The sequence below is a fragment of the Pseudomonas sp. B21-009 genome (assembly GCF_024749345.1).
Lineage (GTDB): Bacteria > Pseudomonadota > Gammaproteobacteria > Pseudomonadales > Pseudomonadaceae > Aquipseudomonas.
In genome coordinates, this window is the sequence record NZ_CP087199.1 from 2,237,944 (window position 1) to 2,264,458 (window position 26,515).

The 26,515-nt window shown below is 64.0% G+C and carries 29 protein-coding genes; 14 read left to right on the forward strand and 15 right to left on the reverse strand.

The window, feature by feature from the left end:
- Positions 1–452: 452 nt before the first annotated feature.
- Both LOY34_RS10310 and LOY34_RS10315 read left to right on the forward strand, forming a co-directional pair.
- Complete coding sequence (locus tag LOY34_RS10310) at positions 453–1,970, forward strand: NCS1 family nucleobase:cation symporter-1 (protein WP_195883683.1); 1,518 nt, start codon at positions 453–455, stop codon at positions 1,968–1,970.
- A 22-nt stretch (positions 1,971–1,992) separates the two neighbouring features.
- The gene (locus LOY34_RS10315; protein ID WP_045201231.1) at positions 1,993–2,721 is read left to right on the forward strand and encodes an aspartate/glutamate racemase family protein; all 729 of its coding nucleotides are present in this window, start codon (positions 1,993–1,995) and stop codon (positions 2,719–2,721) included.
- 51 nt (positions 2,722–2,772) lie between these two features.
- On the opposite strand, the gene LOY34_RS10320 is transcribed toward LOY34_RS10315, so the two are convergent.
- On the reverse strand, positions 2,773–3,189 hold the full coding sequence (locus LOY34_RS10320; RefSeq protein WP_093384495.1) for a glycine zipper domain-containing protein: 417 nt from the start codon (positions 3,187–3,189) through the stop codon (positions 2,773–2,775).
- A 46-nt stretch (positions 3,190–3,235) separates the two neighbouring features.
- Positions 3,236–3,478, reverse strand: coding sequence for a hypothetical protein (locus LOY34_RS10325; protein ID WP_052676555.1), 243 nt, complete (start codon positions 3,476–3,478; stop codon positions 3,236–3,238).
- 249 nt (positions 3,479–3,727) lie between these two features.
- Between LOY34_RS10325 and LOY34_RS10330 the strand changes: the two genes are divergently transcribed.
- The 4 genes from LOY34_RS10330 to LOY34_RS10345 all read left to right on the forward strand — a co-directional run bounded on the left by LOY34_RS10330 (position 3,728) and on the right by LOY34_RS10345 (position 6,792).
- Positions 3,728–4,906: a PAS domain-containing sensor histidine kinase gene (locus LOY34_RS10330; protein WP_258664717.1), complete on the forward strand. Its 1,179-nt coding sequence runs from the start codon at positions 3,728–3,730 to the stop codon at positions 4,904–4,906.
- Positions 4,907–4,988: 82 nt separating this feature from the next.
- Complete coding sequence (locus LOY34_RS10335; protein WP_195886043.1) at positions 4,989–5,234, forward strand: DUF6021 family protein; 246 nt, start codon at positions 4,989–4,991, stop codon at positions 5,232–5,234.
- 103 nt (positions 5,235–5,337) lie between these two features.
- Positions 5,338–5,523, forward strand: coding sequence for a hypothetical protein (locus tag LOY34_RS10340; RefSeq protein ID WP_143013292.1), 186 nt, complete (start codon positions 5,338–5,340; stop codon positions 5,521–5,523).
- Positions 5,524–5,526: 3 nt separating this feature from the next.
- Positions 5,527–6,792, forward strand: a complete 1,266-nt coding sequence (locus LOY34_RS10345) for a DUF4303 domain-containing protein (protein WP_195883685.1) — start codon at positions 5,527–5,529, stop codon at positions 6,790–6,792.
- Between the two features lie 268 nt (positions 6,793–7,060).
- Here the strand turns inward: LOY34_RS10345 and LOY34_RS10350 are convergent, their stop codons facing one another.
- From LOY34_RS10350 to LOY34_RS10360, 3 genes are read right to left on the reverse strand one after another with little or no spacing between them, the layout of a single operon-like run.
- Positions 7,061–7,486, reverse strand: a complete 426-nt coding sequence (locus LOY34_RS10350; RefSeq protein ID WP_195883686.1) for a hypothetical protein — start codon at positions 7,484–7,486, stop codon at positions 7,061–7,063.
- On the reverse strand, positions 7,483–8,814 hold the full coding sequence (locus tag LOY34_RS10355; protein WP_195883687.1) for a cell wall metabolism sensor histidine kinase WalK: 1,332 nt from the start codon (positions 8,812–8,814) through the stop codon (positions 7,483–7,485). The genes LOY34_RS10350 and LOY34_RS10355 overlap by 4 nt, the downstream gene beginning before the upstream one ends.
- Positions 8,811–9,563 (reverse strand): response regulator, encoded by a 753-nt coding sequence (locus LOY34_RS10360; RefSeq protein WP_156160233.1) that lies wholly within the window; start codon positions 9,561–9,563, stop codon positions 8,811–8,813. The genes LOY34_RS10355 and LOY34_RS10360 overlap by 4 nt, the downstream gene beginning before the upstream one ends.
- Positions 9,564–9,683: 120 nt before the next feature.
- Between LOY34_RS10360 and LOY34_RS10365 the strand changes: the two genes are divergently transcribed.
- On the forward strand, positions 9,684–9,995 hold the full coding sequence (locus LOY34_RS10365) for a hypothetical protein (RefSeq protein ID WP_195883688.1): 312 nt from the start codon (positions 9,684–9,686) through the stop codon (positions 9,993–9,995).
- Positions 9,996–9,997: 2 nt separating this feature from the next.
- Positions 9,998–10,705 carry a DUF3313 domain-containing protein gene (locus LOY34_RS10370; RefSeq protein ID WP_195883689.1) on the forward strand — a complete coding sequence of 236 codons (708 nt, stop codon included), beginning with the start codon at positions 9,998–10,000 and terminating at the stop codon, positions 10,703–10,705.
- Here the strand turns inward: LOY34_RS10370 and LOY34_RS10375 are convergent.
- The gene (locus LOY34_RS10375) at positions 10,677–12,506 is read right to left on the reverse strand and encodes an SLC13 family permease (RefSeq protein ID WP_195883690.1); all 1,830 of its coding nucleotides are present in this window, start codon (positions 12,504–12,506) and stop codon (positions 10,677–10,679) included. The two genes, LOY34_RS10370 and LOY34_RS10375, sit on opposite strands and share 29 nt — an antisense overlap.
- 139 nt (positions 12,507–12,645) lie before the next feature.
- On the opposite strand from LOY34_RS10375, the gene LOY34_RS10380 reads away from it, so the two are divergent.
- A complete protein-coding gene (locus tag LOY34_RS10380) occupies positions 12,646–13,044 on the forward strand; it encodes a hypothetical protein (RefSeq protein WP_195883691.1) in 399 nt (132 codons plus the stop codon).
- A 1-nt stretch (position 13,045) separates the two neighbouring features.
- Here LOY34_RS10380 and LOY34_RS10385 read toward each other — a convergent pair whose 3' ends face one another.
- Positions 13,046–13,465: an RDD family protein gene (locus tag LOY34_RS10385; RefSeq protein WP_195883692.1), complete on the reverse strand. Its 420-nt coding sequence runs from the start codon at positions 13,463–13,465 to the stop codon at positions 13,046–13,048.
- Positions 13,466–13,664: 199 nt separating this feature from the next.
- Here LOY34_RS10385 and LOY34_RS10390 point away from each other — a divergent pair, with 199 nt between their 5' ends.
- From LOY34_RS10390 to LOY34_RS10400, 3 genes are read left to right on the forward strand one after another with little or no spacing between them, the layout of a single operon-like run.
- Entirely contained in the window at positions 13,665–14,855 is a 1,191-nt protein-coding gene (locus LOY34_RS10390; RefSeq protein ID WP_195883693.1) for an FAD/NAD(P)-binding oxidoreductase, read from the forward strand.
- A gap of 26 nt (positions 14,856–14,881) precedes the next feature.
- Positions 14,882–15,244: a DUF1641 domain-containing protein gene (locus tag LOY34_RS10395; protein ID WP_195883694.1), complete on the forward strand. Its 363-nt coding sequence runs from the start codon at positions 14,882–14,884 to the stop codon at positions 15,242–15,244.
- 26 nt (positions 15,245–15,270) lie between these two features.
- A complete protein-coding gene (locus tag LOY34_RS10400; RefSeq protein WP_258664723.1) occupies positions 15,271–16,095 on the forward strand; it encodes a methyltransferase domain-containing protein in 825 nt (274 codons plus the stop codon).
- Between the two features lie 12 nt (positions 16,096–16,107).
- On the opposite strand, the gene LOY34_RS10405 is transcribed toward LOY34_RS10400, so the two are convergent.
- Positions 16,108–16,314: a YceK/YidQ family lipoprotein gene (locus LOY34_RS10405; protein WP_052676556.1), complete on the reverse strand. Its 207-nt coding sequence runs from the start codon at positions 16,312–16,314 to the stop codon at positions 16,108–16,110.
- A 168-nt stretch (positions 16,315–16,482) separates the two neighbouring features.
- On the opposite strand from LOY34_RS10405, the gene LOY34_RS10410 reads away from it, so the two are divergent.
- Positions 16,483–16,833, forward strand: a complete 351-nt coding sequence (locus tag LOY34_RS10410) for a DUF2322 family protein (RefSeq protein WP_045201247.1) — start codon at positions 16,483–16,485, stop codon at positions 16,831–16,833.
- Between the two features lie 6 nt (positions 16,834–16,839).
- Here the strand turns inward: LOY34_RS10410 and LOY34_RS10415 are convergent, their stop codons facing one another.
- From LOY34_RS10415 to LOY34_RS10445, 7 genes are all read right to left on the reverse strand, one after another.
- Positions 16,840–17,529, reverse strand: a complete 690-nt coding sequence (locus LOY34_RS10415) for a YoaK family protein (protein WP_195883696.1) — start codon at positions 17,527–17,529, stop codon at positions 16,840–16,842.
- Between the two features lie 31 nt (positions 17,530–17,560).
- Positions 17,561–18,643 carry a helix-turn-helix transcriptional regulator gene (locus tag LOY34_RS10420; protein WP_093384448.1) on the reverse strand — a complete coding sequence of 361 codons (1,083 nt, stop codon included), beginning with the start codon at positions 18,641–18,643 and terminating at the stop codon, positions 17,561–17,563.
- 138 nt (positions 18,644–18,781) lie between these two features.
- Positions 18,782–19,753, reverse strand: a complete 972-nt coding sequence (locus LOY34_RS10425; protein ID WP_093384445.1) for a PDR/VanB family oxidoreductase — start codon at positions 19,751–19,753, stop codon at positions 18,782–18,784.
- Between the two features lie 57 nt (positions 19,754–19,810).
- A complete protein-coding gene (locus tag LOY34_RS10430) occupies positions 19,811–21,259 on the reverse strand; it encodes an NAD-dependent succinate-semialdehyde dehydrogenase (protein WP_195883697.1) in 1,449 nt (482 codons plus the stop codon).
- 51 nt (positions 21,260–21,310) lie between these two features.
- Positions 21,311–22,432, reverse strand: coding sequence for an aromatic ring-hydroxylating dioxygenase subunit alpha (locus LOY34_RS10435; protein ID WP_045201252.1), 1,122 nt, complete (start codon positions 22,430–22,432; stop codon positions 21,311–21,313).
- Between the two features lie 119 nt (positions 22,433–22,551).
- Complete coding sequence (locus tag LOY34_RS10440) at positions 22,552–24,150, reverse strand: BCCT family transporter (RefSeq protein ID WP_052676557.1); 1,599 nt, start codon at positions 24,148–24,150, stop codon at positions 22,552–22,554.
- Between the two features lie 197 nt (positions 24,151–24,347).
- Positions 24,348–25,439: a tartrate dehydrogenase gene (locus tag LOY34_RS10445; protein ID WP_258664729.1), complete on the reverse strand. Its 1,092-nt coding sequence runs from the start codon at positions 25,437–25,439 to the stop codon at positions 24,348–24,350.
- Between the two features lie 98 nt (positions 25,440–25,537).
- Between LOY34_RS10445 and LOY34_RS10450 the strand changes: the two genes are divergently transcribed.
- A complete protein-coding gene (locus LOY34_RS10450; RefSeq protein ID WP_195883698.1) occupies positions 25,538–26,455 on the forward strand; it encodes a LysR substrate-binding domain-containing protein in 918 nt (305 codons plus the stop codon).
- Positions 26,456–26,515: the final 60 nt, after the last annotated feature.

Consider the following 26,515-nt stretch of genomic DNA (forward strand, 5'->3'; position numbering starts at 1 on the left):
GATGACCTCATCGCGGGTCAAGCCCGCGCCTACAGAAATCGCATCGAGCTGTAGGAGCGGGCTTGACCTGCGACAGCTCATGAATACACAAGTGTGTACTTGAGTAGCAAATTTATGGATACAAAAACTAGCCGTAGCGTTACTGGTTTTCTCACCGTAACGCTGTAGGCGATTGACCACTTGATCAGGTTTATTCGCTTTTCGAGTGTTCAGTTGAAAAATTAATTCTATAAAAATCAATAATTTAAATGTGTTTACAGGATGCACGTTCAACCACTTCGCCACCCATCTGGCACACATATTGTTCGTCGAAAATCGTTAGACAAAAATTGTATGCAATCTTTGTATGCATCGGCGCAGGGCAGCGCCAACACTGCGGTCCCACTCTTCAAATCCAACAATAATTCGCTGCAACACCCTGACTCAGGGGCTGCAGAAGGAGCCCGGGGAACATGCAACTGGATACTTCCAACCCGCTGCAAACTGCCTACCTGCCGCCGCAGGCCGCGCCGCTCGAGCCGGGGGCGCTGAGCCCCAGGCTGCACAATGCCGACCTCGCGCCAACCAAGGCCGAAGGCCGGCGCTGGGGCGGCTACAGCATCTTTGCCTTGTGGACCAACGATGTGCACAACATCGCCAACTATTCCTTCGCCATGGGCCTGTTTGCCCTCGGATTGTCCGGTTGGCAGATGCTTGCGGCGCTGAGCATCGGCGCCGTGCTGGTGTACTTCTTCATGAACCTTTCGGGCTACATGGGGCAGAAAACCGGGGTGCCGTTCCCGGTGATCAGCCGCATGAGTTTCGGCATTTATGGCGCGCAGTTGCCGGCGATCATCCGCGCGGTGATCGCCATCGCCTGGTTCGGCATCCAGACCTACCTGGCCTCGGTGGTGCTGCGGGTGCTGCTGGTGGCGGTGTCGCCGGACCTCGCACGCTTCGATCAGGACGCGATCCTCGGCCTGTCGAGCCTTGGCTGGGCGAGTTTTATCGCCATCTGGCTGGTGCAGCTGGTGATCCTTACCTTCGGCATGGAGATGGTGCGCAAGTACGAGTCCTTCGCCGGGCCGGTGATTCTTTCCACCGTGCTGATCCTGGCGATCTGGATGTACCTGCGGGTCGACGGCAACCTGGCCTGGTCGGTCGGCGAGCCGCTGACCGGCTGGACGATGTGGACCCAGGTGTTTGCCGGTGGCGCGCTGTGGCTGGCGATTTACGGCACGCTGATCCTCAATTTCTGCGACTTCGCCCGTTCCGCGCCGTGCCGCAAGACCATCCGCGTCGGCAACTTCTGGGGCCTGCCGGTGAACATCCTGGTGTTCGCGGTGATCAGCTTTGTGCTGGCCGGAGCGCAGTTCAGCATCGATGGCCGGGTGATCGACAGCCCGACCCAGATTGTCGCGGCGATCCCCGACAAGGTCTTCCTGGTGCTCGGTTGCCTGGCGTTCCTGATCGTCACCGTGGCGGTGAACATCATGGCCAACTTCGTCGCCCCGGCCTTCGTGCTCTCGAGCCTGGCGCCACGCCGCCTGAACTTTCGCCGCGCAGGCTTGATCAGCGCCACCCTGGCGGTGCTGATCCTGCCCTGGAACCTCTACAACAGCCCACTGGTGATCGTCTACTTCCTTTCCGGCCTGGGCGCGCTGCTGGGGCCGCTGTACGGGATCATCATGGTTGACTACTGGCTGATCCGCAAAGCCCAGGTGCACGTGCCCGACCTCTACAGCGAAGCGGCCAGCGGCACCTATCACTACACCCGCGGGGTCAACTACAAGGCAGTCGCCGCCCTGGTGCCCTCGGCCATTGCCGCTGTGGTGCTGTCGCTGGTACCGGCCTTCAGCGCCCTGACGCCGTTCTCCTGGTTCTTCGGCGCCGCCATTGCCGGCGGCGTGTACTACCTGATCTCTGATCGCAACAAACATTACGTGGACTGTTCCGGCGAGCACTTTGCCGTCGACAGCGCCCAGCACTGAGTTCTGCACAAGGAATACCGCAATGAGAATTCTGGTCGTAAACGTCAACACCACGCAGTCGATCACCGACGCCATCGCCCGCCAGGCGCGCAGCGTGGCCTCGCCGGGCACCGAGATCGTCGGCCTGACCCCGCGCTTTGGCGCCGAATCGGTGGAGGGTAATTTTGAAAGTTACCTGGCGGCGGTGGCCGTGATGGAGCGGGTGCTCAGCTACGACCAGCCGTTCGATGCGGTGATCCAGGCCGGTTACGGCGAACATGGCCGCGAAGGCCTGCAGGAGCTGCTCAATGTACCGGTGGTGGACATCACCGAGGCGGCGGCCAGCGTGGCGATGCTGCTAGGCCATCGTTATTCGGTGGTGACCACCCTGGACCGTACCGTGCCGCTGATCGAAGACCGCCTGAAGCTGGCCGGGCTGGACAGCCGCTGCGCCTCGGTGCGCGCCAGTGGCCTGGCGGTGCTGGAGCTTGAAGAAGATCCGCAGCGGGCCATCGAGTCGGTGGTGCGTGAGGCCGAAGAGGCGGTGAAGGTCGACAAGGCCGAGGTGATTTGCCTGGGTTGTGGCGGCATGGTCGGGCTGGAGGAGCGGATCCAGGCGCGTACCGGGGTGCCGGTGGTCGATGGGGTGACGGCGGCGGTGGCGCTGGCAGAGTCGCTGGTGCGCCTGAAACTGAGTACCTCGAAGGTGCGCACCTACGCCAAGCCGCGGCAGAAGCAGATTCTGGGCTGGCCTCGGGCGATGTTGGAGTGAATGGCCTGGTCCACTTATGAAAAAGGCCCGCATTGTGCGGGCCTTTCTTACTCAGCGGTGTTTGTGCTTACGCTTGTGCTTGTGTTTATGCCCGCTGGAATCGTGACGGTTATCGTCGGCGATGTTGTTGCCCAGGGCGCCGCCGGCCGCGCCACCGAGGCCGGCGCCGATGGTCGAGCCGGTGCGCCCGCCCACCTGGTTGCCGATCACCGAGCCACCAGCCGAACCCAGGCCGCCGCCGATCGCCGCTTCGGTGCGGTTGCCCTTGCGTGCGCCGACCGCGCTACCGGCGGCGCCACCGACGCCGGCGCCAATGGCCGCGCCGGTGCTGCCGCCGATCTGCTGGCCGACCACGTTACCCAACGCCCCGCCCAGGCCACCACCAATGGCGGCGGTGCCGTCGCCGGCAGCCATGGCGCCCTGGGAGAGCAGGATACCCAGCGTCAATGCAGGTAATGAGATACGCATGTTGTTAGCCTCAGGAAATACGGGGGTTATGGGAACAGCAGGCAGATCAGTCGTCATCATCGTCGTCACGGTCGCGACGCCGGTCATGGTCGTAGTTGCGGTAGCGGTCGTCATCGCGGTAGCGCTTGTAGTTGCGATGGTCGTGATCGTCGCGGTCGTCCCAGTCGCGGGAGTAGCGATGGTCACGGTCGCCACGGCGGTAATCGTCGCGGTCGTAATCGTGGTAATAGCAGCCGGAGGCGGCCAGTACGCTGGTGATCACGGCGATTTGCGTCAGCTGTTTCAGCACTGAGGGTCCTTGATCCGCAGGGCGGTAGGGAAGGTACAAACTCAGACTGTGTTTTCGGGATTTTGTTTCCCATGAGCGTTGTAATTTGCCGCAACAAAAAAGGCCCACCGAGGTGGGCCAAACGTTCTGAAGGGAGGAATTGGAGGATAAATCTGCGGTGGTTAAGCCGTCGTTAAGGCCGGGCAGGGTCTATAATTTTTTCGATTTGTCTGTCTTGCCTGCCACATCCCGCTCCGGGTCGGTGCCGCCATGCCTGCAGAGAACCAGCCGCTTCCCGCGTCGCAGATCCTCTTCGACGATGCTGATTGCGGTTTGCTGTTGACCGCCGAAAATGGCGAGATCGAGCGGGTCAACCTGACCTTCTGTCGCTGGATCGGCTATCGCCGCGACGAACTGCTGGGCCGCCCCATTCAAAGCCTGATGAGCCTGGATGCGCGTACGTTCCACCAGGCCTATTGGTTGCCGCTGCTGCAAATCCAGGGTTTGGTGGTCGATGTCAAGTTCGACCTGCTGCACCATGACGGCTACACCTTGCCGATGATGCTCAGCGCCATCAGTTGCGAGCACGACAGTGGGGTTTTTCATGAACTGGCGCTGTTCAAGGCCGAAGGCCGCCCGCGCTACGAGCGGGCGCTGCTCAACGCGCGGATGCTCGCCGAGCAGCACCTGGCCAAGCACCTGAAAACCCGCCGGGCGCTGGACATCGCCCAGGGCAAGTTGCGGGTCATGCATGCCGCCACCGAAAACCGTGCGCTGTTTGCCGAACAGATGGTCGGCATCGTCAGCCACGACCTGCGCAACCCCCTGGCGGCGATCAAGATGGCCGCCGACCTGCTCGGCCGCGGCCTGCTGGATGCCAAGCAGACCCAGGTGCTGGGCCATATCACCCATTCGGCCGATCGCGCGCAGCGCCTGGTGGCCGACTTGCTCGATTTCACCCTGGTGCAGGTCGGGCGCGGCATTGCCGTGAGTGTGCAGCCGGTGCGCCTGCACGAACTGATTGGCCAATGCCTTGAAGAGCTGCGCCTGGTGTTTCCCGACCATCGCCTGGTTCATCAGGTGGTGGGCGACGGCGAGTTCATCGCCGACAGCGACCGGCTCTACCAACTGGTCGGCAACCTGGTGGCCAACGCCATGGCCTATGGTGCGACCGGCAGCGAGGTCATCGTCAGTTCGCGGTTCGAGGACGAGCGGGTGGTGCTGGCGGTGCACAACCGAGGTACGCCGATCCCGCCGGAGCTGCTGGAAAACCTGTTTGAGCCGATGATCCGCGGCAGCCACGACAACGCCGAACTGCGCAGCGTCGGCCTTGGTTTGTTTATCGTGCGCGAGATCGTCCACGCCCATGGTGGCGAGGTGGTGGTGAATTCATCGAAGAAGGCGGGCACCACCTTTACCGTAACCTTCCCGCGTGACGCGGGCCACTGATCAGATCCGATCGCACGATTGGTTCGCGCCGGCCTCTCAATAGCATGCCTCTGGTTTCTGGAGGCGCGATCAGGAGGACTACATGAACAAGCACAGCGACAGCGGCCCGCATTCGTCTGAACACGCCACTAAACCCGATGAACTGGGCTTCGATCCTGACTCGCCGGACCTCGATGATCCGCAGGTCGACCCGACCGGGCCGGCCAAGGCGCCTAACCAGCCCCGGCCCGACCAGGCCGCCCGGGACAACGACTACAGCCCGGACTTCAAGTCCAAGCCCGAAGACAAACCGCGCAAGGACGCCGACATTGACACCGATGGCGGTTAGCAACCGCGCAGTTGACAGACGCCCGCATCTGCGCCAAGTTGGCCGCCTTCAAGCCTGACCTCGGTCGGGCTTTTGTTTTTTCTGGCAGGGATGTCGATCGATCGTGAAGTTTCTCAAGAAAGCTGTGTGGTTTGTCCTGTGTGTTACCTCCGGGATTGTCATGGGTACCGGGTTGTTCCAGTTCGTCGGGCCTGGCGGCAATACCGACCTGGGCGCGATGCTGGTGATGATCGCGTTCTTCATGGGCTATTTTTTGCGCCCGCAACGCCCGCGGCAAGTGGTGCGCTGAAGCATGGACTGGAAAGCCCTGGAAAACAGCCTGGTCGAGTCGGCCCGGGCCACCCTGGAGGCGCTGCTCGCTGAAGGTGTCGGGCCGCTGTATGGCGCCGCCTTCCATGCCAGCTACCGCGAAGAGGAGCGGGTCATCGACCTGCCGTCGTTTGCCGCCAACAGCCTGGCGGCGCTGGAGGAGGATCATCCGCGGCGCAAGCAGGAGGGCTTCTGGGGCGTGCAGTGGAACCCGGCGGACTGGCGCTGGGACTGGATGCTGGACGATTACGCCAACCCCACCCTGAGTGCCCTCGAAGCGCCGATGCAAGCCTACGCCAATCGCGCCGGGCCGGATGCCTGGACGGCGGCCGAGCAGCGGTTTGTGCAGACCGTGGCGCGCGCTGCCAAGGCGCTTAACCGCATTTACGCTAAAGACCCACGGCTGGCCAAGGACTTCATCGTGTTCTTCCATGATGAATGCGGTGGGCCGCAGCTTGCGGCCAAAAGCCTGACGCCGCGCCAGTTTCTGCTGCACTTCCCCGAACAGGACGCCACCGGCCAGGAGCGTCGTCGGGTTGCCGCGCTGACAGAGCAAGAGCAGGTGAGTTACTACCTGCGCTGCCTTGTCCGTCCTATGCCGATTGACGCTGAAGAGGCCTGCCGCTGGCTGATTGCCCGGGGTGCCAGTGCCACGGCGGCGCTGGTGCAGATGCTGCACAAGGGCCCGGAGCGCTGGCGGGCGGCGATGCTCCTGGGCCTTGCCGGGGTCGCCGACCCGGCGGCAATCGCGGCGCTGCGCTTGCAAGTGGCCAGCGGCACAGAGCCGAGCACGCGCAGGTGGAGCGCCAACGCGCTGGGTTACCTGGGCGATTTCGACTGGTTGCTGGCGCAGGCTGATGACGCAGCGCTGGCGAGCTTGGCGGTGGCGGGTTGCTGCGCCAATCTTCGGGCCTTTCGGGATCAGGGCGCGCAGGCGCCGGTACTTGACTACCGGCCGCTGGAAACCCTGCTGCAGCGTTACCCGCAGTGCGCAGCGGACGCCGAGGAGGTGATCAAGCCGGGCTCCAGCTACTGCACCATCAGCAACAGCGATATCGACGAAGCGCTGCGCGGCCTGGGGGGCGAGCATGTCGCCATTCGTCGCCATGCCGCCTGTGTGCTCGACAACCGTCGACTGGGCAAGCGCAAGCTGAAAGCGGCCCTGATCGCGCTGCAGGAATGCCTCAATGATGCTGACCCGAAGGTGGCCTACCTGGCTGGCTTGACCTTGGAGTCGCTGCAACGCTGAGACGGGCAACCTGCCTCTGTCTTGGCAGCCACTGGTCCAGCGGACACAGCTCCACTGTGGGGCTTTGCCAGCGTCCTACAGGTCCGGTGTATGCAGATCTATTGTGGGAGCGGGCTTGACCCGCGATGAGGCCGGTGCAGTCAGCACATCAGCTAGCGCCTGGATTGCGACCGCTTCGCGCTCGATCGCGGGGCAAGGCCCGCTCCTACAGGTCCGGTGTATGCAGATCTATTGTGGGAGCAACTGTCTTGATCAGGCTGTTAGCACATCACCTGGCGCCTGCTCGCCTGGCGCCGCAAACACCCAACCATACAAAGGACAGCAACCAGACGTAATACCCATAGGTGTACCCGGTAACGGTGAACTGACCGTCCTCGTCATACAGGCTCACCCGTTGCCACTGCAGCGACAACCCGGCCAGCAACGCCAGCACGGCATAGATCAACCGGCGCCTGTCGCTGCGGGTGCGGTAGGCCGCCAGGAACAAGGGGTTCGCCAGCCAGGCGAAGTAGCCGAACAGCATCGCCGGCAAGCCCAGGATGCAAGCAATGAAGCCGGAATTGATGGTGTGGCTGTACTCCTCGCGCAGCCAGTTGTGCTCCTCGCTGTGCACCGCCGGGAGCACCAGGCTCAGCAGGTACAGAGCAAGAGCCAGGTGACGCCATTGCAGCCGGGGCAGGCGCCATTTTCTCATCGTGGCAACTCGATACGCGCCACCAAGCCACCGCCCTGGCGGTTGCTCAGGAGCAGTTCGCCGCCTTGTTCACGCACTGCCGAGCGCGCCGACGACAGCCCCAGGCCAACCCCACCGGTATCACGGTTGCGCGAGGACTCGAGGCGAAAGAACGGCATGAACACCTGTTCCAGCGAGGCCTCGGCAATGCCCGGGCCGCGGTCGCGGATTTCGATGACGACGGCCTGGGCGCCGCGGCTCAACTGCACTTCGGGCTCGCGGGCGTACTTCAGGGCATTTTCCACCAGGTTGGTCACGGCGCGCTTCAAACCCAGCGGCCGGCCATGGAACACCAGGTTGGCCGGGCCTTCAAAGGCGATGTCGATCTGCTGGTCGCGGTAGTCGTCGATCAGGGTTTGCAGCAATTCGGCGAGGTCGAACGGGGTGGTTTCTTCCAGCCGGGTTTCGTCGCGGAAAAACCCCAGCGCGGCATTGATCATGCTCTGCATTTCATCGACGTCACGAAACAGCTTGCGCTGTTGCTCGGGGTCGTCGATGAACTCGCCGCGCAGGCGCATGCGCGTCAAGGGCGCGCGCAAGTCGTGGGAGATGGCGGCGAGCATCTGCGTACGCTCGGCGACGAAGTGCTGGATCTGCGCCTGCATGGTGTTGAAGGCAGTGATCGCCTGGCGCCATTCATGCGGGCCTTCGAGGCGGATGGGCGGTGCGCGAAAATCGCTGCCAAAGCGCCGCGCCGCCCGGGCGAAGCGCTGCAGCGGGCCGGCCAGCTGGCGGGTGCCGACCCAGGCCACCAGCAGCGCGGCAACCAGGGCCAGCACGCCGATGATGGTAAAGCGCATGGCCGAGCTCAGGCCCCAGCTGCGATAGGGTGGGGTGAAGGCCAGCCAGCTGCCATCGCTGATCTGCATGACCAGTTTGTAATGGGCGTCGGCGCTGTCCGCCGGCCAGTCACTGGGCTGGAAACCCTCAAGCTGGCGTGGGCTGTCGGCCAGCAGGCGCTGCAGCGGCGGGGCTTCTTCGAGGGTAATCCGTGCGCCCGGCCCGGGCAGTTGCAGGTCGGCGCGCTGGCGGCTCCACTGCACCTCGAGCAGCGGGTTGCTGGCGGCGTTGGCCAGGGTCGCGCGCAGTTCCGGTGGCGCCGCTTCGAGGGTGCGGGTGGTGACGGCGATCTGTTCCAGCAGGCCGGTCTGGGTCAACGGCGGGCGCGCCCAGACCCCGGCCATTTGCACGAACAGCACATTGAGCGCCACCGAGGTCAGCATCGCCGCGATGATGGTCAGGGCGATGCGCCGGCTGATGCTGTCGCGGCGCAGGTCGAGGCGGATCACGAGCGGCTGACCTTGGCGCTGAACAGGTAACCGCCATTGCGCACGGTGCGGATCAGCTCCGGGCGCTTGCTGTCGGGTTCGATCTTGCGCCGCAGGCGGCTGACCTGCACGTCGATGCTGCGGTCGAACGCCTCGTGGCCCTGGCCGCGGGCCAGATCGATCAACTGCTCGCGAGTGAGGATGCGCTGCGGGTGTTCGAGGAACACTAGCAACAGGTCGAACTCACCGGCCGACAGCGGCACCATCACCCCGTCGGGGGTGCGCAGCTCGCGGCGGGTGACGTCCAGTTGCCAGTGGTCGAAATGAATCAGCGGGCGGCTTTCCTCGTTTGTCGGGCGCAGTTGCTCACCGGCCCGGCGCTGCACCGCGCGCAGGCGGGCGAGCAGTTCGCGGGCGTCGAAGGGCTTGCCCAGGTAGTCGTCGGCGCCCAGCTCCAGGCCGACGATGCGGTCACTGAGCTCGTCCATGGCGGTCAGCATGATGATCGGGATGCCGGTGTTGGCGCGCAGTTTCTGGCACAGGCTCAGGCCGCCTTCGCCGGGCAGCATCAGGTCGAGGATGATGATGTCCGGGCGCTGCTGTTCGATCGCCGCCCACATGGCCTCGCCGTTGCCGGCCAGGTCGACGTCATAGCCGTGGCGGACAAAGAACTTCTTCAGCAGGGCACAAATTTCCAGGTCGTCATCGACGATCAGCAGTCTGCTCACGTTGTGGTCCACGGGCCGTGAAAAGTGCGTATCTAAAACCATTCTGCGTTGCCGGTCATTTATTTCAATCTCGTAACATTCCTGCAAGGCCGACACAAAGCGGACATCAGCCAGCAAAAGCCCTGGGGCAGGCTGTGGCCAGTTCACTCAAGGGAGTATTCCATGCCGGCCACCCACCCGACCCAAGACTTTGACAGCAACCAGTCGCTGACCCTCGACCTGCGCACCCAGGACATGTGGCGCAACGCGCTGCTCAGCTACCAGGACTCGCGCCTGGGCTTGTCCAGCGATGGTAGGCACATGCTCCTCAGCCACTACTTCGAGCGCTACAGCCCGACCAGCAACCAGTGGATGGAGTACAGCTACAAGATCCCCCTGGTCGAACTGGTGCACTGGATCATGAGCCACGGCGAGCTGCACGTGGACCGTTCTAGCAGCACGCCGCGCCCGGCCAACGATGGCTTCGGAGGCTGAACATGCGCAAACAATTGATCGTACCGCTGTTGAGCGCCTCGCTGCTGCTGGCCGGTTGCAGCCAGAACAAGGTCAGCCCCAAGGAGTACTCGGGCTTTTTGCGCAACTACGACCAGCTGAGCGAACACAAGACCGCTTCCGGCGACGCCGTGCTGCGCTGGGTCAGCCCCAAGCTGCGCATGGAGCGCTACAGCCAGGTGTACATTGCCCCGAGCCAGTTCTACCCCAAGCCTGAAGCCAGCCAACGCATCCCCGCGACCACCCTGACGGCGGTCACCGGCTATTACGACGCGGCGCTCAAGCGCGAGCTGGGCAAGGTCCTGAAGCTGGTCTCGGAGCCCGGTCCGCACACCTTGATCATCCGCCCGGCGATCACCTCGGTGGGCGCCCATACCCAGGCGCTGCACTACTATGAATACCTGCCGGTGACCCTGGTCGCCGCCGGGGTCAGCAGCGCCGTCGGTATTCGCGACCTGGACAGCGTGATCGCCACCGAGGCGGCGTTCCTCGACGGCGGCAGCCGTGCGGTGGTTGCCGAAGTGGTGCGCAAGGGCACCGGCCTGCCGCTGGAGAACGACGATCAGGTGATGACCGCCGACAACCTCAAGGTGGTCCTTGATGGCTGGGCGCGGGACTGGCGCCAGGCCGCCGAAACCCTCCAGGCGCAGAAGCGCGGCGCCGTCACAGGGCAAACAGCCAAGGCACCATGATCACGCTGACCACCATCACCAGCAGGGTGAACGGCACCCCGACCTTGACGAAATCGCCGAAGCGATACTGGCCGGGGCCGAGCACCAGGGTGTTGACCGGCGACGATACCGGGGTCATGAACGCCGCCGAGGCGGCCAGGGCGACGATCATCGCAAAGGGGTAGGGCGAGGCGCCCAGTTGCTCGGCGGTGGTCACCGCCACCGGCGCCATCAGTACCGCGGTGGCGGTGTTGGAGATGAACAGGCCGATGATCGCGGTGATGGCGAACAGGCTGGCGAGGATCACATAGGGCCCGGCGCTGCCGAGCATCTGCACCAGGCCGTGCACGGCCAGGGCGATGCCGCCGGTTTTCTGCAGGGCCAGGGCGAACGGCAGCATGCCGACGATCAGCACCAGGCTCTGCCAGTGGATGGCGCGGTAGGCGCTGTTCATGTCGATGCAACGCCCGGCGCCCATCAGCAGGCAGCCGATCAGCGCGGCAATCACGTTGGGCACCACGCCGCTGACCATCAGCCCGACCATCACCGCCAGGCTGATCAGCGCATAGGGCGCGCGGTTGCCGGCCGGGGCGACGTTGTCGATTTCCGCTGGCAGGCTCAGTACCAGGAAGTCCCGCGGCTGGGTCTGCAACTGGCGAATGGCTTTCCAGGTGCCAATCACCAGCAGGGTATCGCCAAGCTTGAGTTTTTCTTCCACCAGTTGATCTTCGATGGCGTTCTGGTCGCGGCGCAGGCCGACCACGTTGAGGCCCCAGCGGCTGCGGAAGGTCAGCTCCAGCAGGCTCTTGCCGATCAATTGCGAGCCTGGCGGCACCGCCACTTCGGCCATGCCCACTTCCTGGGACTGGTCGATGAAGTAGGCAGCCTTGAAGTGCAGCGGTTCCAGCTGCATGCTCTGGCACAGGCGGCGCAGGTCGTCCTTGGGCGCGAACAGGTCGAGCAGCAACACGTCGCCTTCGTGCACCGTGGTGCTCGAATCGGGGCTGAGCACGCGGGTGGTGAACTTGTGCTGGCGCTCGATGCCGACCACGCTGGCGCCGTGTTCGGTGCGCAGTTTCAGTTCGCTCAGGCTGTGGCCGATCAAGGGCGAACCGGGGCGCACGCGCAGGCGCCGTTCGCGGCCGGCGAGCTTGTAGTCGATGATCAGGTCGAGCAGGGTGCGGCGGGTTTGCGCGCTGCCGTCCTTGCGCACTTCACCGCCCAGCCAGTGGCGGGTCAGGAGCATGTAGCCAACCCCCAGCAACAGCACCACCAGGCCGAACGGGGTAAAGCTGAAGAAGCTGAAACCGCTTTCGCCGTGGCGCACCAGCTCACTGTGCACCACCACGTTGGGCGGGGTTGCCACCAGGCTGAGCATGCCACTGATCAAGCCGGCGAAGGCCAGCGGCATCATCAGCCGGCTGGGCGAGACCTGCATGCGCGCGGCAATGCTCAACACCACCGGAATGAAGATCGCCACCACCCCGGTGGAGCTCATCACCGAGCCCAGGCCGGCGACGCAGACCATCAGCAAGACAATCAGCCGCGCTTCGCTGTTGCCGGCGCGGTCGGCCATCCACTCGCCGATGCGGTAGGCGATGCCGGTGCGCACCAGGCCTTCGCCGATCACGAACAGGGCGGCGATCAGCACCACGTTGGGGTCGCTGAAACCGGCCAGGGCCTCCTGCACGCTGATGATCCCCAGCAGCGGCAGGGCGACGATCACCAGCAGGGCGACCACGTCCATGCGTGGCCGGTTGGCGATGAACAGGGCCACGGCGCTGAACAGCAGGCCGAGTACCCAGAGCAGATCGTGGTTCATGCAGTCATCCTGATACCTGAAGGCTGCAAGTCTGGCAGAAAATCAGCGCCAGTTCGTTGATGTGCTGCAGCGTGCGGGGCATTGCCGCGGATCGGTGGTAGAGTGGCCGGCGATTTTTGCCCATTCAAGGAAGAACGTTTTGGACCACAACACCAGCAACTGGAAGGGCACCGCCGTGGCCCTCGGTTTCATTGGCTGCATCACGCTGATCGGCTACATCATCCACTACACCTCGACGATCAATGTCTTTCTGATCTGGGATTTCAAGGCCTACTCCTACATCGCCATCTGCTTCAGCCTGGTGGCCCTGGCGTTGCTGGGCACGTTTTTGCTCAATCACCACAACATCGACACCAACGTCTTCGGCGGCCTGCTGGTGTTGGCGATAGCGGGTATCTCGCAGATGATCTTCGGCGTCGAGCCCTCGGTGATCATGTGCCTGGCCGGGCTGTACGTGGCGGGGGTGATAGGGCTGATGAACGGCATGGCCATCAAGCGTGAAGTCGAAGCAGACGAGGACGCCGACGAGGCTTTGTAAGTTAGCCGGTGCCTGCCTGCTGGCGCAGCACCCTGAGGTCGCGGCTGTCGATCACATAGGTGCGCGCCAGCCAGTCGCCGGGCCGCTGGCAATGGCGCGACTCGGCGCACAGCCAGATGACGATCAGGCCAAAGGCGGCCTCGAACGGCCGGGTGATGCCGCGCACCAGCGCCTGCAACAGGTTCGGCGGCTGGCCGGCGCGGTTGATCACCATCAGCCCCAGCAGCAGCTTGCCCGGGGTTCGCCCGCGCATCAGGTATTCAAATACCGGGAAGTACAGCAGCTGCATCAGCAGCATGCCGTCTTCGCCACGGCCATAGCCGAGCACGGCCAGCACAAACCAGGCGCCAAGGGCGAGCAGGGTATCGAGCAGCCAGGCGCCGATGCGGCGGATGATCAGGGTGGTGCGGGAGACGTGCATGGTGATGGCGCTGATCCTTGCGAGGTGGGGCGATGGTCGCATTCCTGGCGCTTTAACGCACGGCCTGGATTGGCAGCAACCCCCTGATGCGCTCACAATTCTTGCGCCAATGGATTAACACTTATAGCCAAGGAGTATTTGCTTATTGTCGCCGGTGCTTTAACCATGTGGATTGGATCCACAGCAGGGATGCGACTCAATGGCCAGGCATATTGTCATTGTGGGTGGCGGCGTCGGCGGTACGATGCTGGCCAATCAACTGGTAAGCAAGCTCTACCCGGAAGTGCTCAGTGAGCAGGTGCGCGTGACCCTGCTGTCCAATTCCCCCGACCATTACTACAAGCCCGCGTTCATGTACGTGGCCTTCAACCAGTTCTTCGAGAACGAGCTCAAGCGCCCGCAGCGCTCGTTGCTGCGCCCGGAAATCGACTTCCAGGTGCAGGAAGTCACCCACTTCGATTTCGCCAGGCAGACCCTGCACACCCGCTCAGGCAAGCGCTACGGCTATGACTTTCTGGTGATCGCCACCGGCTGCGTGCCCGCCCCGGAGCGTATCGAGGGCCTGCAGGAGGCCGGTGACCACTTCTACCAGTACGAGCCGGCGCGGCAACTGGCGCGGCGCCTGGCGAGCATCGAGAAGGGGCGGATTTTCATCACCGTGTCGTTTCCGCAAACCCCCAACGTGCCGCACCAATGCGGCATCGCTCCGGTGGAAACCACCCTGATGCTCGACGACTACCTGCGCCAGCGCGGGGTGCGCGACAAGGTCGAGATCATCTACACCTACCCGAGCACCGCGCAGCTGCTGCGCAATTGCCTGTTCTTGCAGCGGCCCACCGGCGAGATCCTGCCGGGCATTTTCGAGCAGAAGAACATCCGCTTCCAGCGCGGCTTCACCCTCAGCAAGGTCGATCCCGCACAGCGCATTGCCTACTCCGAAGAGGGCGACGCGCAGCCGTTCGACATTCTCATGGCCACGCCGCCAATCCGCGCGGTGGATGCCGTGTTGCACAGCGGCGCCTCGCGCGCGCCGAACAACGAAGGCTGGCTGCCGACCAACCACGAAACCCTGCAGGTCTATGGCCTGGACGGCGTGTATGTGATCGGCGACAGCGTCGACCTGCCGATCAGCAAGGCCGGCGGCGCCTGCCATAACCAGGCACCGGTAATCGCCAACAACATCGCCGGCGAAATCCGCCTGGGCAGCACCTGCGCGGTGTACGACGGCAAGGTCCAGGCTGCGGCGCAGATGGGCCTGGGGATGGGCATGCCGCTGTGCTACGACTACCTTCACGACGTGCTGCCGACGCCGCCGACCAAGCTTGGCAGCCTGCTGCGCAATGGATTCAACCGCGGCCTGTACTGGGCCGTAGCCCGTGGAATGCTTTGACCCGATAACGGGAGGAGCCGAGTGTCATGGATGCTATCGATTCACCCGCCGTAGTGAGCGCCAACCCGGGCCTGGACGCCCTGCTGCGCAAACTCCAGCCGCTGCTCGACAGCGGCCGCCTGGACAACGTCGTCGACCTGCTGTCACTGAGCGCCGACCTTGTCGACCTGCTCGATGCGGCCATGGTCGAGAAACTCTCGGGGCTGTTCGAGGAGGCCACGGCCCTGAGCTGGAACCTGGGCAATGCCTTGCGCATGGCCTCGGCGCAAACCCGCAACCAACCCACCCCCAGCCTGTATGGCCTGCTGTTGCTGCTACGAGACCCGCACACCCGTCGAGGGCTTGCCCTGGTACTCAGAGTATTGAATGTCATTGGACGACAGGATTGATCGCACGGAGCTAGAGGACCACCGTCATGCTCGAACCGCGTAAACGCACCACCGCACCCGGCGCCAACAGTGCCTGGGACCCCAAAAGCTACCTGCAGTTTGCCCACCTGCGCGAACGCCCGGTGCTGGAATTGCTCGACCACCTGCACCTGGACTCACCCGAATGCATCTATGACCTGGGCTGCGGCACCGGCATCGCCACGCGCCTGCTCGCCGAGCGCTGGCCACGGGCCGAGCTGTTCGGCGTCGACTGTTCGGTCGAGATGCTCCAGGAGGCGCTGGCACTGCCGATCAGCGTCAACTGGCTGCATGTCGATGTCAGCCAGTGGCAGGCGCAAAAACCGGCCAACCTGCTGTTTGCCGCCGCCGTGCTGCACTTTATCGAAGACCACGAAAGCCTGTTGCCGCGCTTGCTCGGGCAGTTGCAGGCGGGCGGCTGCCTGGCGGCGCACATGCCCAACTGGCGCGATGCGCCCTGGTACCAGTTGATGCTGCGCGCCCTCAGCGAGCCCGGGCCCAGTGGCCGGCCGTTAGGGACTCTGGAGCTGCGCAAGTTCATGGCCGCGCGCAATGTGCTGACGCTGGACAGCTACTATCGCTTGCTGGCGCCGCTGACTCGCGAGCTGGACATCTGGGAGACCGAGCACCTGCAGGTGGTCGAGGGCAATTCGCCGATCTTCGACTGGGTCAAGGTCTCGGCCCTGCGCCCGGTGCTCACTGCCCTGGACGAGGTCGAACGCCAGGCCTTTCTCGACAAGTACCTGAAGCTGTTGCACGCGCATTACCCGCAGGAGGACGACGGCCGCACGCTGTTCCCGTTCAAGCGCACCTTTATTGTCGCCACCCTGTGAATTTGCCCGGCCTCAACGCCGGGCGATGTCGTAGGGCAGCAGCACCACGTCCAGGGTCACGTCCACCGGCAGCGAGACGATAAAGGCCGCCGGGCAGACCAGGGTTGGCCAGCAGTACTGCAGGTAGGTCGGGGCGAACAGCATCGCCACATTCGAGCGGCTGCCCATGAAGGCGCCATCGGAGGGGCGCTCGGAGTAGTAGCCCGAGCCCCGGCCCATGATCGAGCCGCAGGCAGAGAGGGCGAGGGTGCTGCTGAGCAGCAGGCAGGCGAGGGTTCTGATGGTGCGCTTCCTTGGCAGATGAAACCGCGGCTTTATGCACGCGGGTTGTCTCTTTGACGCCCGGGCAATGCTACAGTCACGTCTTTTTTCTGACGAGGATGAGTCATGCGGGTAGTAATGGCGATGGTCGCTGCAGCGTTGTTGGCCGGGTGTGCGTCTTCGGCCATGGAGGCGGCGCGCGGCCAGGCGCCGACCAAGGCCTTCACCTCGACCAAGGCGGCGGATGTGGTTGCCCAGTGCATCCAGTTCGGCTGGCAGGACGAGGACGTCTTCGGGGTCGATGCCAGCGGCTACCTCGAGCCTGGCAAGCAAGGCGGCTTCACCGTCTACACCCGTGAGGCGGAGTCCTTTGCCGACATCAAGGCCCAGGGCGCCAGCACTGCGGTCAGTTACTACGCCAAGCACAACGACAACGTCGCCCTGCGGCGCATGGCGGCCCTGGCCACCTGCCTGTAAAGCGGCCTAGCGCGGCATGTACCTGAGCTGCCAGCGCCGCGGGATCTTCAGCGAGATCACGCCCAGCGCGGCGGCCAGCAGGGCGCTGAACAGCAGTGCGGCCAGATCGAAGGCCTGCTCCAGCAGCACCCCGAGCACGGCGCCGACGAACATCCCGGTCCACGGAATCAACTGCACCCGCCAGCCTTGCCGGCGCTCGCCCAGCAGCGCCCGGCCCAGGCCCCGGCCAAAGCGCGAGAGCGCGCCGGTGACATAGGTGAGGCCGATCGGCAGGCCGTTCACCTCTTCAACCACCGCGTTGATCATGCCCATGGCGGTGACGGCCGAGACCAGTGCCGGCAGTTGCAGGGTGCTCGGCAGCAACGCCGCCAACCCCAGCAGCGCGGCGATGATCAGCAGCAGCGGGCACGGGCGGCGGCCGCTCAGGCGCGCGATCACCACGCCCAGGGCATTGCCGACGACAAAGGCCAGCAGCACCGCGCCAATGCGCAGGATCGGCGCCAGCTCACCGGCACCCAGCGATACCGCCAGGCGCGTGGTGTTGCCGCTCATGAACGAGACGAAATCGCCGGTGGCGATGAAGCCGATGGCGTCGGTCATGCCGGCCAGCACCGACAGCGCGGCGACAAAATACAAGCCGACCCTGCCGCGCAGGCGCGCGACCCGGGCAGAAGTGGAGGTGGAACCTGGCAGCATCCTTGGCGCTCCCGATAAGCGATGAGTGGGCTTAGGGTTTTTCTGTCAGCCGTGCTTCGAGCCCGGCGATATGCGCCTGCAGGCGCTCGTGCTCGCAGCGCTCGGCGCTGATGTCCTCGAACACGCTGATCAGGTGCTCCGGCGCACCATCCCGGCGGCGCTGCAGCGAGGTGCGCGCGCGCACCCAGAGGTACTCGCCGTTTTTGCGGCGCACGCGTTTTTCCACCTCGTAGCGCTCGCTCTGGCCCGCGAGCATGGCCTGCAGCAACTGCAGGTTGGCGGCCAGGTCATCGGGGTGGGTGATCTGCTGGAAGGTCATGCCGTAGAGTTCTTCGGCGCGGTAGCCGAGCAGCTCGCAGAGGCTGTTGTTGACCCGCTGCCAGCTGCCGTCGGGGTCGATGTAGGCGAGGGCGCCCCAGGCCAGTTCAAAGATCGCCCGGAAGCGCTCTTCACTGTTGCGCAGTTCTTCTTCGGCGACCTTGCGCTCGGTGTTGTCCATGCTGATGCCGACCATCTTCACCGAACGCCCGGCACTGTCGCGCAGCACCGTGGCCCGGGAAGCAATCCAGCGCACCTCGCCGTCGGGGCGGGTGATGCGAAAATCGCATTCGCAGCCACTGCCGTCGGCCACCGCCTGGGCGTACATGGCCTGCATGTGCTCGACGTCTTCGGCCGGCAGGTGGGCCCAGAAGTCTTCGTTGCGATGCACCGGCCAGCCATAGACCTGCTCGACGTTGGGCGAGTAGGTAACTTCGTCGCTGATCAGGTTCCATTCCCAGGTGACGATGCGCGCACCTTCCTGGGCCAGCTTCATGCGCGTTTCGCTTTCCATGATCTGGGCGGTGTAGCGCCGGCGCAGGTCGGTCATCGGCAGCTCGACCACCTGCGGCTGCTGGATGTTCTGCAGGGCTTCTTCGCCGTAGCGCAGCCAGATCCAGTTAACCTTGAGAAAATCGGCCAGCTTGCGCAGGTTGTCGTAGTCGATTTCGCCGCCACGGGTCCATTTGTGTACCGCCGTGCGCGAGATCCCCAGGGCCGTGCCGACGGCTTGCAACGTCAGCTTGTGATGCTCGAGCAGTTCCTTGAGGCGAAAGGCGAAACTGTTTTCCATCATCGGCAGGGTGTCCTGATCGGGGGCCAAGAGCCTGCCAGTATACCTGTGGGGCAGCTTCAAGCTTCAAGCTTCGAGCTGCAAGAGGAGCCTGAGCGTACCTGTCTTGCAGCTTGAGGCTTGAGGCTTGAAGCTTGATGCCTACAGATCCAGCACCAAGCGTGCCGAGCGGGCCCGCGAGACACAGAGCATCATGCTCTGCTGCGCGGCTTTTTCGTCATCGCTCAGGTATTGGTCAAAGTGCTCGGCCTCGCCTTCAAGGATCGCCGTCTCGCAGGTGCCGCACACGCCTTCGCGGCACAGGCATTCGACCTTGGCGGCCTTGGACTTCTCGATGGCCTGGAGGATGGTCATGCCTTCCTCGACCTGCAGCTCGGTGCCGGAACGGGCCAGCACCACGGTGAAGGCGGCGCCGGTGACCGGGGCGGCGGCAAACTGCTCCCAGTGCACGCGCTGCTCGCCGATGCCGGCCTTGGCGGCGGTGGCGATCACTGCATCGATCAGCGGCTTGGGCCCGCACACATACAGGTGGGCATCGTCAGCCAGGCCGGCGCACAGCGCGGCGAGGTCGAGCTTGCGCTCGAGGCTGTCGATGTAGAAACGGGTGTTGCCGGCATGCGGGCCGCTTTCCAGTTGCTGCTGGAACGCACCGTGCTCCGGGGCGCGGAAGGCGTAGTGCAGCTCGTAATCAGTGGCGCCACCTTCCAGCTCGTGCAACTGGGCCAGGAACGGCGTGATACCGATGCCGCCGGCAATCAGCACATGGCGCCCGGCGCTGGGGTCGAGGGCGAACAGGTTGTTCGGCGAGGAGATGGTCAGGCGGCTGCCAACCTGCACCTGCTGGTGCATGAACGCCGAACCGCCCTTGGACTGCTCTTCAAGGCGCACGCCGATCTGGTAGCTGCGGGTGTCGCGCGGATCGCTCATCAGCGAATAGGCGTTGCTGAACTGGCTGCCATCGGCGCCCTGCATCTGCACGATGACATGGCTGCCGCCGGTGAAGGCGGGCATCGGCGCGCCGTCTTCGCGGGCCAGGGTGAAGCGCTTGATCAGCGGCGTTGCCTGTTCGACTTCGGTTACCTGCACGCTGAACATTTCATACTTGTTGGCCATGTTTCACCTCGACTGCAACAGCACGCGGCAGGCCCTGCCGCGTGTCGGAACCTGTGCTCAGACCGCCAGGCACAGGTATTTGATTTCCAGATAATCCTCGATGCCGTACTTGGAGCCTTCACGGCCCAGGCCCGATTGCTTGATGCCACCGAACGGCGCGACCTCGTTGGAGATCAGCCCGGTGTTGACCCCGACCATGCCGTACTCCAGCTGCTCGGCGACCTTGAACACCCGGGCGATATCGCGGCTGTAGAAGTAGGCGGCGAGGCCGTACTGGGTGGCGTTGGCCAGGGCAATGACCTGCTCGTCGCTGCTAAAGCGCACCAGCGCCGCCACCGGGCCGAAGATTTCTTCTTCGAGCAGCTCCATGCCCGGGCCAATATTGGCCAGCACGGTGGGTTCGAAGAAGTTGCCGCCCAGGGCATGGGCCTTGCCGCCGAGCACCAGCTCGGCGCCTTTGCCGAGCGCGTCGTCGATCAGGCTGCGCACCTTGGCCACCGCCTTGTCGCTGATCAGCGGGCCGATCTGGCTGCCGGCGGCGCTGCCATGGCCGACTTCCAGGGCGCGTACGCGTTCGACGAAGCGCTGGGCAAACTGCTCATACACACTGTCGTGCACGTAGAAGCGGTTGACGCACACGCAGGTCTGCCCGGCGTTGCGGTACTTGGCGACGATGGCGCCTTCGACCGCCGCGTCGATGTCGGCATCGGCGAAGACAATGAACGGCGCGTTGCCGCCCAGTTCCAGGCTGACTTTCTTGATGGTCTCGGCGCACTGGCCCATCAGCAGGCGGCCGATAGGCGTCGAGCCGGTAAAGCTCAGCTTGCGCACGCTCGGGTGGCCGGTGAACTGCGCGCCAATCGCCGGGGCATCGCCGGTGACCACGCTGAACACCCCGGCCGGCACCCCGGCGCGCTCGGCAAGCTCGGCCAGGGCCAGGGCGCAGAACGGTGTTTCGTTGGCCGGCTTGACCACCATGGTGCAGCCAGCGGCCAGGGCCGGGGCGACCTTGCGGGTGATCATCGCCGCCGGGAAGTTCCACGGGGTGATGGCGGTGCACACGCCGATGCCTTGCTTGATCACCAGCAGGCGTTTGTCGTTGGACGGGCTGGGGATCACGTCGCCATAGACGCGCTTGCCTTCTTCGGCGAACCATTCGACGAAGGAGGCGGCGTAGCGGATTTCACCCAGGGCTTCGTGCAGCGGCTTGCCCTGTTCGAAGGTCATCAGCCGGGCGAGGTCCTGTTCGTGCTCGAGCAGCAGTTCGAACCAGCGACGCAGCACCTGGGCGCGTTCCTTGGCGGTGCGCCCGCGCCAGTCGGCCAGGGCCGCCTCGGCGGCTTCGATGGCGCGCAGCGCTTCGTTGCCGGCCATCAGCGGCACGCTGCCGAGCAGCTCGCCGGTGGCCGGGTCGGTTACTGGCAGGCTGCGCCGGTCATCGGCGTCGCACCAGCGCCCGGCAATGTAGGCCTGCTGGCGGAACAGCTTGTTGTCATTGAGTTTCACGCAAGGCACTCCGAAGCGCGCCGCAGGCGGTCAGGCCTGCGGCGGGCGGTATCAGTCGTTGAGGTGGGCGACGGCGATCAGGTTGTGGAAGTGAGCAATGCCGTGCTCGCTCATGCCGCTGCGCTCGCGGTCGGCCATGATCCGGCCCTGGCCACGGTAACCGCGCGACTTGAGGCCTTTCTGCACGCTCTCGACCAGGCGCAGGTCTTCGGGGCGGAACACTTCGCGGTACCAGTCGATGAGCTTTTGCTGCTCTTCGCTGATGTCCTTGTTGAGGAAATAGATGTCGTAGTGCTGCAGGGTGGTTTCGGCATCGACCGGAAACTCGTAGATCACGGTCATGAAGTTGGCTCCCGGCGGTACGTTGAACATGGTGCACGGCCAGGCCCAGAAACCTGCGAAGGAGGGGTCCTTGACGCTTTCGTCGAACTTGAACGACTGCTCCGAAGGTTTCGCCAGGCCGTACTGCAGGGTCCAGTTGCCATGCATACTGTGGCTGTACTGGCCGACGTCGACCGAATCGGAGAAGCCTGGGTGGGCGGGGGCGCAGTGGTAGCACTCGAGGTAGTTGTCGACGATCGACTTCCAGTTGGCCGGGGTGTCGCTGACAAAGCGCGCGGCCAGGTGCAGGTCGTCGATCACGCCGCAGGCTTCACGCATGCGCGCTTGCAGGCCGGGCAACTGGTCTTCGACCGAACCCGCTTGCATGTCCATGTTGATGAAGATGAAGCCTGCGTATTCTTCGACGCGTAGCTGCACCAGGGTCGAGTTCTCTTTGTCGAAGTTGACCACGTTGTCGCAGTTGCGGGCGTGGGCCAGGTCGCCGTCGAGCTTGAAGGTCCAGGCGTGGTACGGGCAGGTGATGACGTTCTTGGCCTTGCCGCTGCCGCTGAGCAACTGGTGGCCACGGTGCGGGCAGACGTTGTAGAAGGCGCGCAGGATGCTGTCGCGACCGCGCACGACGATGATGCTTTCGCCGATCACTTCACGGGTGATGTAGGCGTTGTTCTCGGCCACTTCACTGCGGTGGCCGACGCAGATCCAGCTGCGGGCGAAGATGTTTTCTTTCTCGTGCTCGAACACCGCGGCCTGGGTGTAGAAGCTCGCAGGGATGGTGAACGCCTCTTCGGCGTTGGCGCAAAAATCGGCGGGCAGGCGTTTGAAGTCATTCATGATCGGGGTCTCACAAGCACGGTTTTTAGTTATTGGTTAACGCGTATCTATCAGTTAACAAATCAGGCAAAAAAATTTACTGCTGTTGTGGGAGCGGGCCCGCTCCCACAGGTGTGTGATCAGTGCACTGCGGCGGCGCTGCGCGGGGCTTTTTGCGCCGGTTCTTCACCGGCCATGCGCGCCGCTTCTTCCTCGATGCGGTAGGCCGGGACCTGGCCGTAGTCTTCGATCATCCATTTGAAGAAGCCGTAGATCTTCACCAGCAGGATCACCATGAACGGGATGGCGGTGAGCACCACGGCGGTTTTCATGGTCGACAACGAGGCCTTGGCGAACAGCATGGCCAGCGGCACCAGGGTCAGCACCACGCACCAGAACAGGCGGTGGGTCGGCGTCGGGTCGTCGCCTTCGCGCAGGTTGCGGGTGCTGGTGGCGGCCACGGCATAGGCGGCGGCGTCCATGTGCGAGGCGCAGAAGATCGCCATGATGAACAGGTACACGCCGAGGAACACCTGGCCCCACGGCAAGGCCAGCAGCAGGTGGGTGACCGCCGATTCGCCGCCTTGTTCGCTGAGCATCTTCGGTACGTCGACGGCGCCGGTGATGAACTGGTGCATGCTGTAGCTTTCCAGCGCGCCGAAGAAGAACCAGCAACCGAAGCTGCCACCGAGCAGCAGGGCCATGACCACTTCCTTGATCTGCCGGCCGCGCGATACGCGGGTCACGAACATGGCCACGCCCGGCGCGTAGGACACCCACCAGAGCCAGTAGAACACCGTCCAGTTGCGGGTAAAGGCACCATCGCCGGCCGGGTCGGTGAACAGGCTCATGTGCACGTAGTTCTGGATCATCAGGCCAATCGAGTTGGCGGTGTTGTTGATGGTGAACTGGGTCGGGCCGACCAGCAGCACCACCAGGGCAAACACCAGGGCGCCGATACAGACCATCTTGCTCAGGCGCTGCAGGCCGCCATCGATACCGATGTAGGAGCTGAGCGAGAACATCACCGCCACCGCACCGATCACCAGCAGTTGCACGGTGAAGGTGTCCGGGGTGCCAGCCAGGTCATGCAGGCCGCGGGTCAGGGTCGAGGCAGTGAGCGCCAGCGACACGGTCAGCGCGCCCATCATGGTCAGCAAAAAGATCAGGTCGACGCTGCGCCCGACCGGGCCGGTGGCCTTGAAGCCGGTCACCGCTTCAACGATCGAGGCCAGGTTCAGGCCGCTCTTCTTGCGTACATGAAAGTGATAGGCCATGGCCAGCGAGGCCAGGGCATAGATCGACCAGGCGCTGACGCCCCAGTGGAAGAACGAGTAGCTGATGCTGTACTCGAGCGCCTTGGGGGTAGCGGCGGCGATGTTCAGGCCCGGGGTCTGGTAGTAGTAGGCCCATTCCATCACGCCCCAGTACAGGGTCGAGGAACCCATGCCGGCGCAGATGAACATGAACACCCAGGTGGCGGTGGCGTACTCGGGTTTGCCACTGCCCAGACGGATGTTGCCGTACTTGCTGAAGGCCAGGTACAGCACCGCCAGCGAGCTGCCGAACACCAGCACCTGAACACTGGTGCCGAAGGTCCGGGTCGACAGTTCGAACAACTGGTTGGCCGCGTGCTCGGCTTCGCCCGGGAAGGCTGCAAGGCCGATGACAGTGAGCAGCACGGCAATCAAACTCACGGTAATCAGGAACACATCTATCTTTTTATTTTTGTGCGACATCATCGTCTCCTGGACGTTGGCGTTCTTAGCTATACCCGGCAGGCAATCCGGGGGTGTTGCGGCAGCACTCCCTGCTTCTATGTTAACTAATGGTTAACGTGAATCTTTTGGTTAACAGATTCTGCAGATAATCCGCTTCACCCGCAAGAGCCAAGGGGCCGTTTTGTCAGACAATTCTGACAATCGGCCCCTGGTCCTCAACCTTCGATCAGCGCGCTGATGGCTTCGCCGACTTGCTGGGTCGACTTCTGCCCGCCCATGTCGCGGGTGGTGTCGCCGGCGGCAATGACCTGCTCGATGGCCTTGAGGATGTCGTCGTGGGCGGCGCGGTAGCGCGGGTTGGCGCCGTCGTTGCCAAGGAACTCGAGCATCAGCGCGCCCGACCAGATCATCGCGATCGGGTTGGCGATGTTCTTGCCGTAGATGTCCGGGGCCGAACCGTGCACCGGCTCGAACAGCGACGGGAATTTGCGCTCGGGGTTGAGGTTGGCCGATGGCGCGATGCCGATGGTGCCGGCGCAGGCCGGGCCGAGGTCGGAGAGGATGTCGCCGAACAGGTTCGAGGCCACCACCACGTCGAAGCGATCCGGCTGCAGCACGAAGCGGGCGCAGAGGATATCAATGTGCTGCTTGTCCCAGGTGATGTCCGGATAATTGGCAGCCATGGCTGCGGTGCGCTCGTCCCAGTAGGGCATGCTCACGGCCATGCCGTTGGACTTGGTCGCCGAGGTCACGTGCTTGCGCTCGCGGGTTTGTGCCACCTCGAAGGCGTACTTGAGGATACGGTCGACACCACGGCGGGTGAACACCGACTCCTGCAGCACGAACTCGTTGTCAGTGCCTTCGAACATGCGCCCGCCCAGGGACGAGTATTCGCCTTCGGTGTTCTCGCGGATCACCACGAAATCGATATCGCCCGGCTCACGGCCAGCCAGCGGGCAGGGCACGCCAGGGAACAGGCGCACCGGGCGGATGTTCACGTACTGGTCGAAGTCGCGGCGAAACTTCAGCAGCGAGCCCCACAGCGAGATGTGGTCCGGGACTTTGTCGGGCCAGCCCACTGCACCGAAATACAGGGCGTCGAAATCCTTGAGCTGCTCGAACCAGTCGTCCGGCATCATCTTGCCGTGGGCCAGGTAGTAGTCGCAGCTGGCCCATTCGAAGAACTCGAAGCTGATGTCCAGGCCATGCTTGCGCGCGGCGGCTTCGACCACGCGGATGCCTTCGGGGAGGACTTCGTTGCCGATGCCGTCACCGGGAATTGCGGCGATTCTGAAAGTCTTGCTCATGAGGGGCGCACTCGTTGTCTAGGGAACAGGTGCGCTCATGCTATAAGGGCAGGATTCAGAGATAATCTCGTGATTCATGGATTCTTAGTGCACGCATCGTGAATAATCTTCCCAGCCTCGACGACCTCAATATCTTCCTTCAGGTGGCCAAGCGTGCCAGCTTCGCGGCGGTGGCCGAAGAGCTCGGCATGTCGGCCGCGTTCATCAGCAAGCGCATCCGCGTGCTTGAGCAAACCCTTGAAGTGCGCCTGCTGCACCGCACCACCCGGCGGGTGACAGTGAGCGAGGAGGGCGAGCGGGTGTACCAGTGGGCGCAGCAGATTTTCGATGCGGTGCAGCGCATGGGCGACGACATCAGCGCCCAGCACCGCGAGCCGGTGGGCCAGCTGCGGATTGCCAGCAGCCTGGGCCTGGGCCGGCGTTTCGTCGCCCCGGCGCTGTCGGAACTGGCCGAGCGCTACCCGCGCCTGGATGTACGCCTGGACGTGCATGACCGCCTGGTGGACCTGATCGAAGAGGGCGTCGACCTGGACATCCGCGTCGGCAATGCCATCGCCCCCAACCTGATTGCCAAGCCGCTGGCCCGAAACCGCCGGGTGCTCTGTGCCTCGCCGGCCTACCTGGCCCGGCGCGGCACGCCCGGGGTGCTGGCCGAGCTGGCCAGCCATGATTGCCTGGTAATCAAAGAGCGCGACCACCCGTTTGGTGTCTGGCAGCTGCAAGGGCCCAATGGCGAGGAGAGCGTGCGGGTGACCGGCAGCCTGTCGAGCAATCACGGCGAAGTGGCGCACCAGTGGTGCCTGGATGGCCGCGGGATTTTGCTGCGCTCGTGGTGGGATGTGCACGACAGCCTGGCCGACGGGCGCCTGGTGCAGGTGCTGGCGGAGTATCACCAGCCGGCGGACATCTGGGCGGTGTACACCTCGCCCTTGGCCAGCTCGGCCAAGGTGCGGGTGGCGGTGGAGTTTTTTCGCCAGTACTTTGCCGAGCGCTATAGCTTGCCTGAGCTAGGTTGACAGGGCCTGCCTCATCGCTGGCAAGGCCAGCTCCCACAGGTCCGGTGTACACAGGCCCAT

Excerpts from the sequence above, each read along its gene's own strand:
- LOY34_RS10310 (WP_195883683.1), top strand. The coding sequence starts at position 453 with ATGCAACTGGATACTTCCAACCCGCTGCAAACTGCCTACCTGCCGCCG.
- LOY34_RS10315 (WP_045201231.1), top strand. The coding sequence starts at position 1,993 with ATGAGAATTCTGGTCGTAAACGTCAACACCACGCAGTCGATCACCGAC.
- LOY34_RS10320 (WP_093384495.1), bottom strand. The coding sequence starts at position 3,189 with ATGCGTATCTCATTACCTGCATTGACGCTGGGTATCCTGCTCTCCCAG.
- LOY34_RS10330 (WP_258664717.1), top strand. The coding sequence starts at position 3,728 with ATGCCTGCAGAGAACCAGCCGCTTCCCGCGTCGCAGATCCTCTTCGAC.
- LOY34_RS10335 (WP_195886043.1), top strand. The coding sequence starts at position 4,989 with ATGAACAAGCACAGCGACAGCGGCCCGCATTCGTCTGAACACGCCACT.
- LOY34_RS10345 (WP_195883685.1), top strand. The coding sequence starts at position 5,527 with ATGGACTGGAAAGCCCTGGAAAACAGCCTGGTCGAGTCGGCCCGGGCC.
- LOY34_RS10350 (WP_195883686.1), bottom strand. The coding sequence starts at position 7,486 with ATGAGAAAATGGCGCCTGCCCCGGCTGCAATGGCGTCACCTGGCTCTT.
- LOY34_RS10360 (WP_156160233.1), bottom strand. The coding sequence starts at position 9,563 with ATGGTTTTAGATACGCACTTTTCACGGCCCGTGGACCACAACGTGAGC.
- LOY34_RS10365 (WP_195883688.1), top strand. The coding sequence starts at position 9,684 with ATGCCGGCCACCCACCCGACCCAAGACTTTGACAGCAACCAGTCGCTG.
- LOY34_RS10370 (WP_195883689.1), top strand. The coding sequence starts at position 9,998 with ATGCGCAAACAATTGATCGTACCGCTGTTGAGCGCCTCGCTGCTGCTG.
- LOY34_RS10375 (WP_195883690.1), bottom strand. The coding sequence starts at position 12,506 with ATGAACCACGATCTGCTCTGGGTACTCGGCCTGCTGTTCAGCGCCGTG.
- LOY34_RS10385 (WP_195883692.1), bottom strand. The coding sequence starts at position 13,465 with ATGCACGTCTCCCGCACCACCCTGATCATCCGCCGCATCGGCGCCTGG.
- LOY34_RS10390 (WP_195883693.1), top strand. The coding sequence starts at position 13,665 with ATGGCCAGGCATATTGTCATTGTGGGTGGCGGCGTCGGCGGTACGATG.
- LOY34_RS10395 (WP_195883694.1), top strand. The coding sequence starts at position 14,882 with ATGGATGCTATCGATTCACCCGCCGTAGTGAGCGCCAACCCGGGCCTG.
- LOY34_RS10400 (WP_258664723.1), top strand. The coding sequence starts at position 15,271 with ATGCTCGAACCGCGTAAACGCACCACCGCACCCGGCGCCAACAGTGCC.
- LOY34_RS10405 (WP_052676556.1), bottom strand. The coding sequence starts at position 16,314 with ATGGGCCGGGGCTCGGGCTACTACTCCGAGCGCCCCTCCGATGGCGCC.
- LOY34_RS10410 (WP_045201247.1), top strand. The coding sequence starts at position 16,483 with ATGCGGGTAGTAATGGCGATGGTCGCTGCAGCGTTGTTGGCCGGGTGT.
- LOY34_RS10415 (WP_195883696.1), bottom strand. The coding sequence starts at position 17,529 with ATGCTGCCAGGTTCCACCTCCACTTCTGCCCGGGTCGCGCGCCTGCGC.
- LOY34_RS10420 (WP_093384448.1), bottom strand. The coding sequence starts at position 18,643 with ATGATGGAAAACAGTTTCGCCTTTCGCCTCAAGGAACTGCTCGAGCAT.
- LOY34_RS10425 (WP_093384445.1), bottom strand. The coding sequence starts at position 19,753 with ATGGCCAACAAGTATGAAATGTTCAGCGTGCAGGTAACCGAAGTCGAA.
- LOY34_RS10435 (WP_045201252.1), bottom strand. The coding sequence starts at position 22,432 with ATGAATGACTTCAAACGCCTGCCCGCCGATTTTTGCGCCAACGCCGAA.
- LOY34_RS10440 (WP_052676557.1), bottom strand. The coding sequence starts at position 24,150 with ATGTCGCACAAAAATAAAAAGATAGATGTGTTCCTGATTACCGTGAGT.
- LOY34_RS10445 (WP_258664729.1), bottom strand. The coding sequence starts at position 25,439 with ATGAGCAAGACTTTCAGAATCGCCGCAATTCCCGGTGACGGCATCGGC.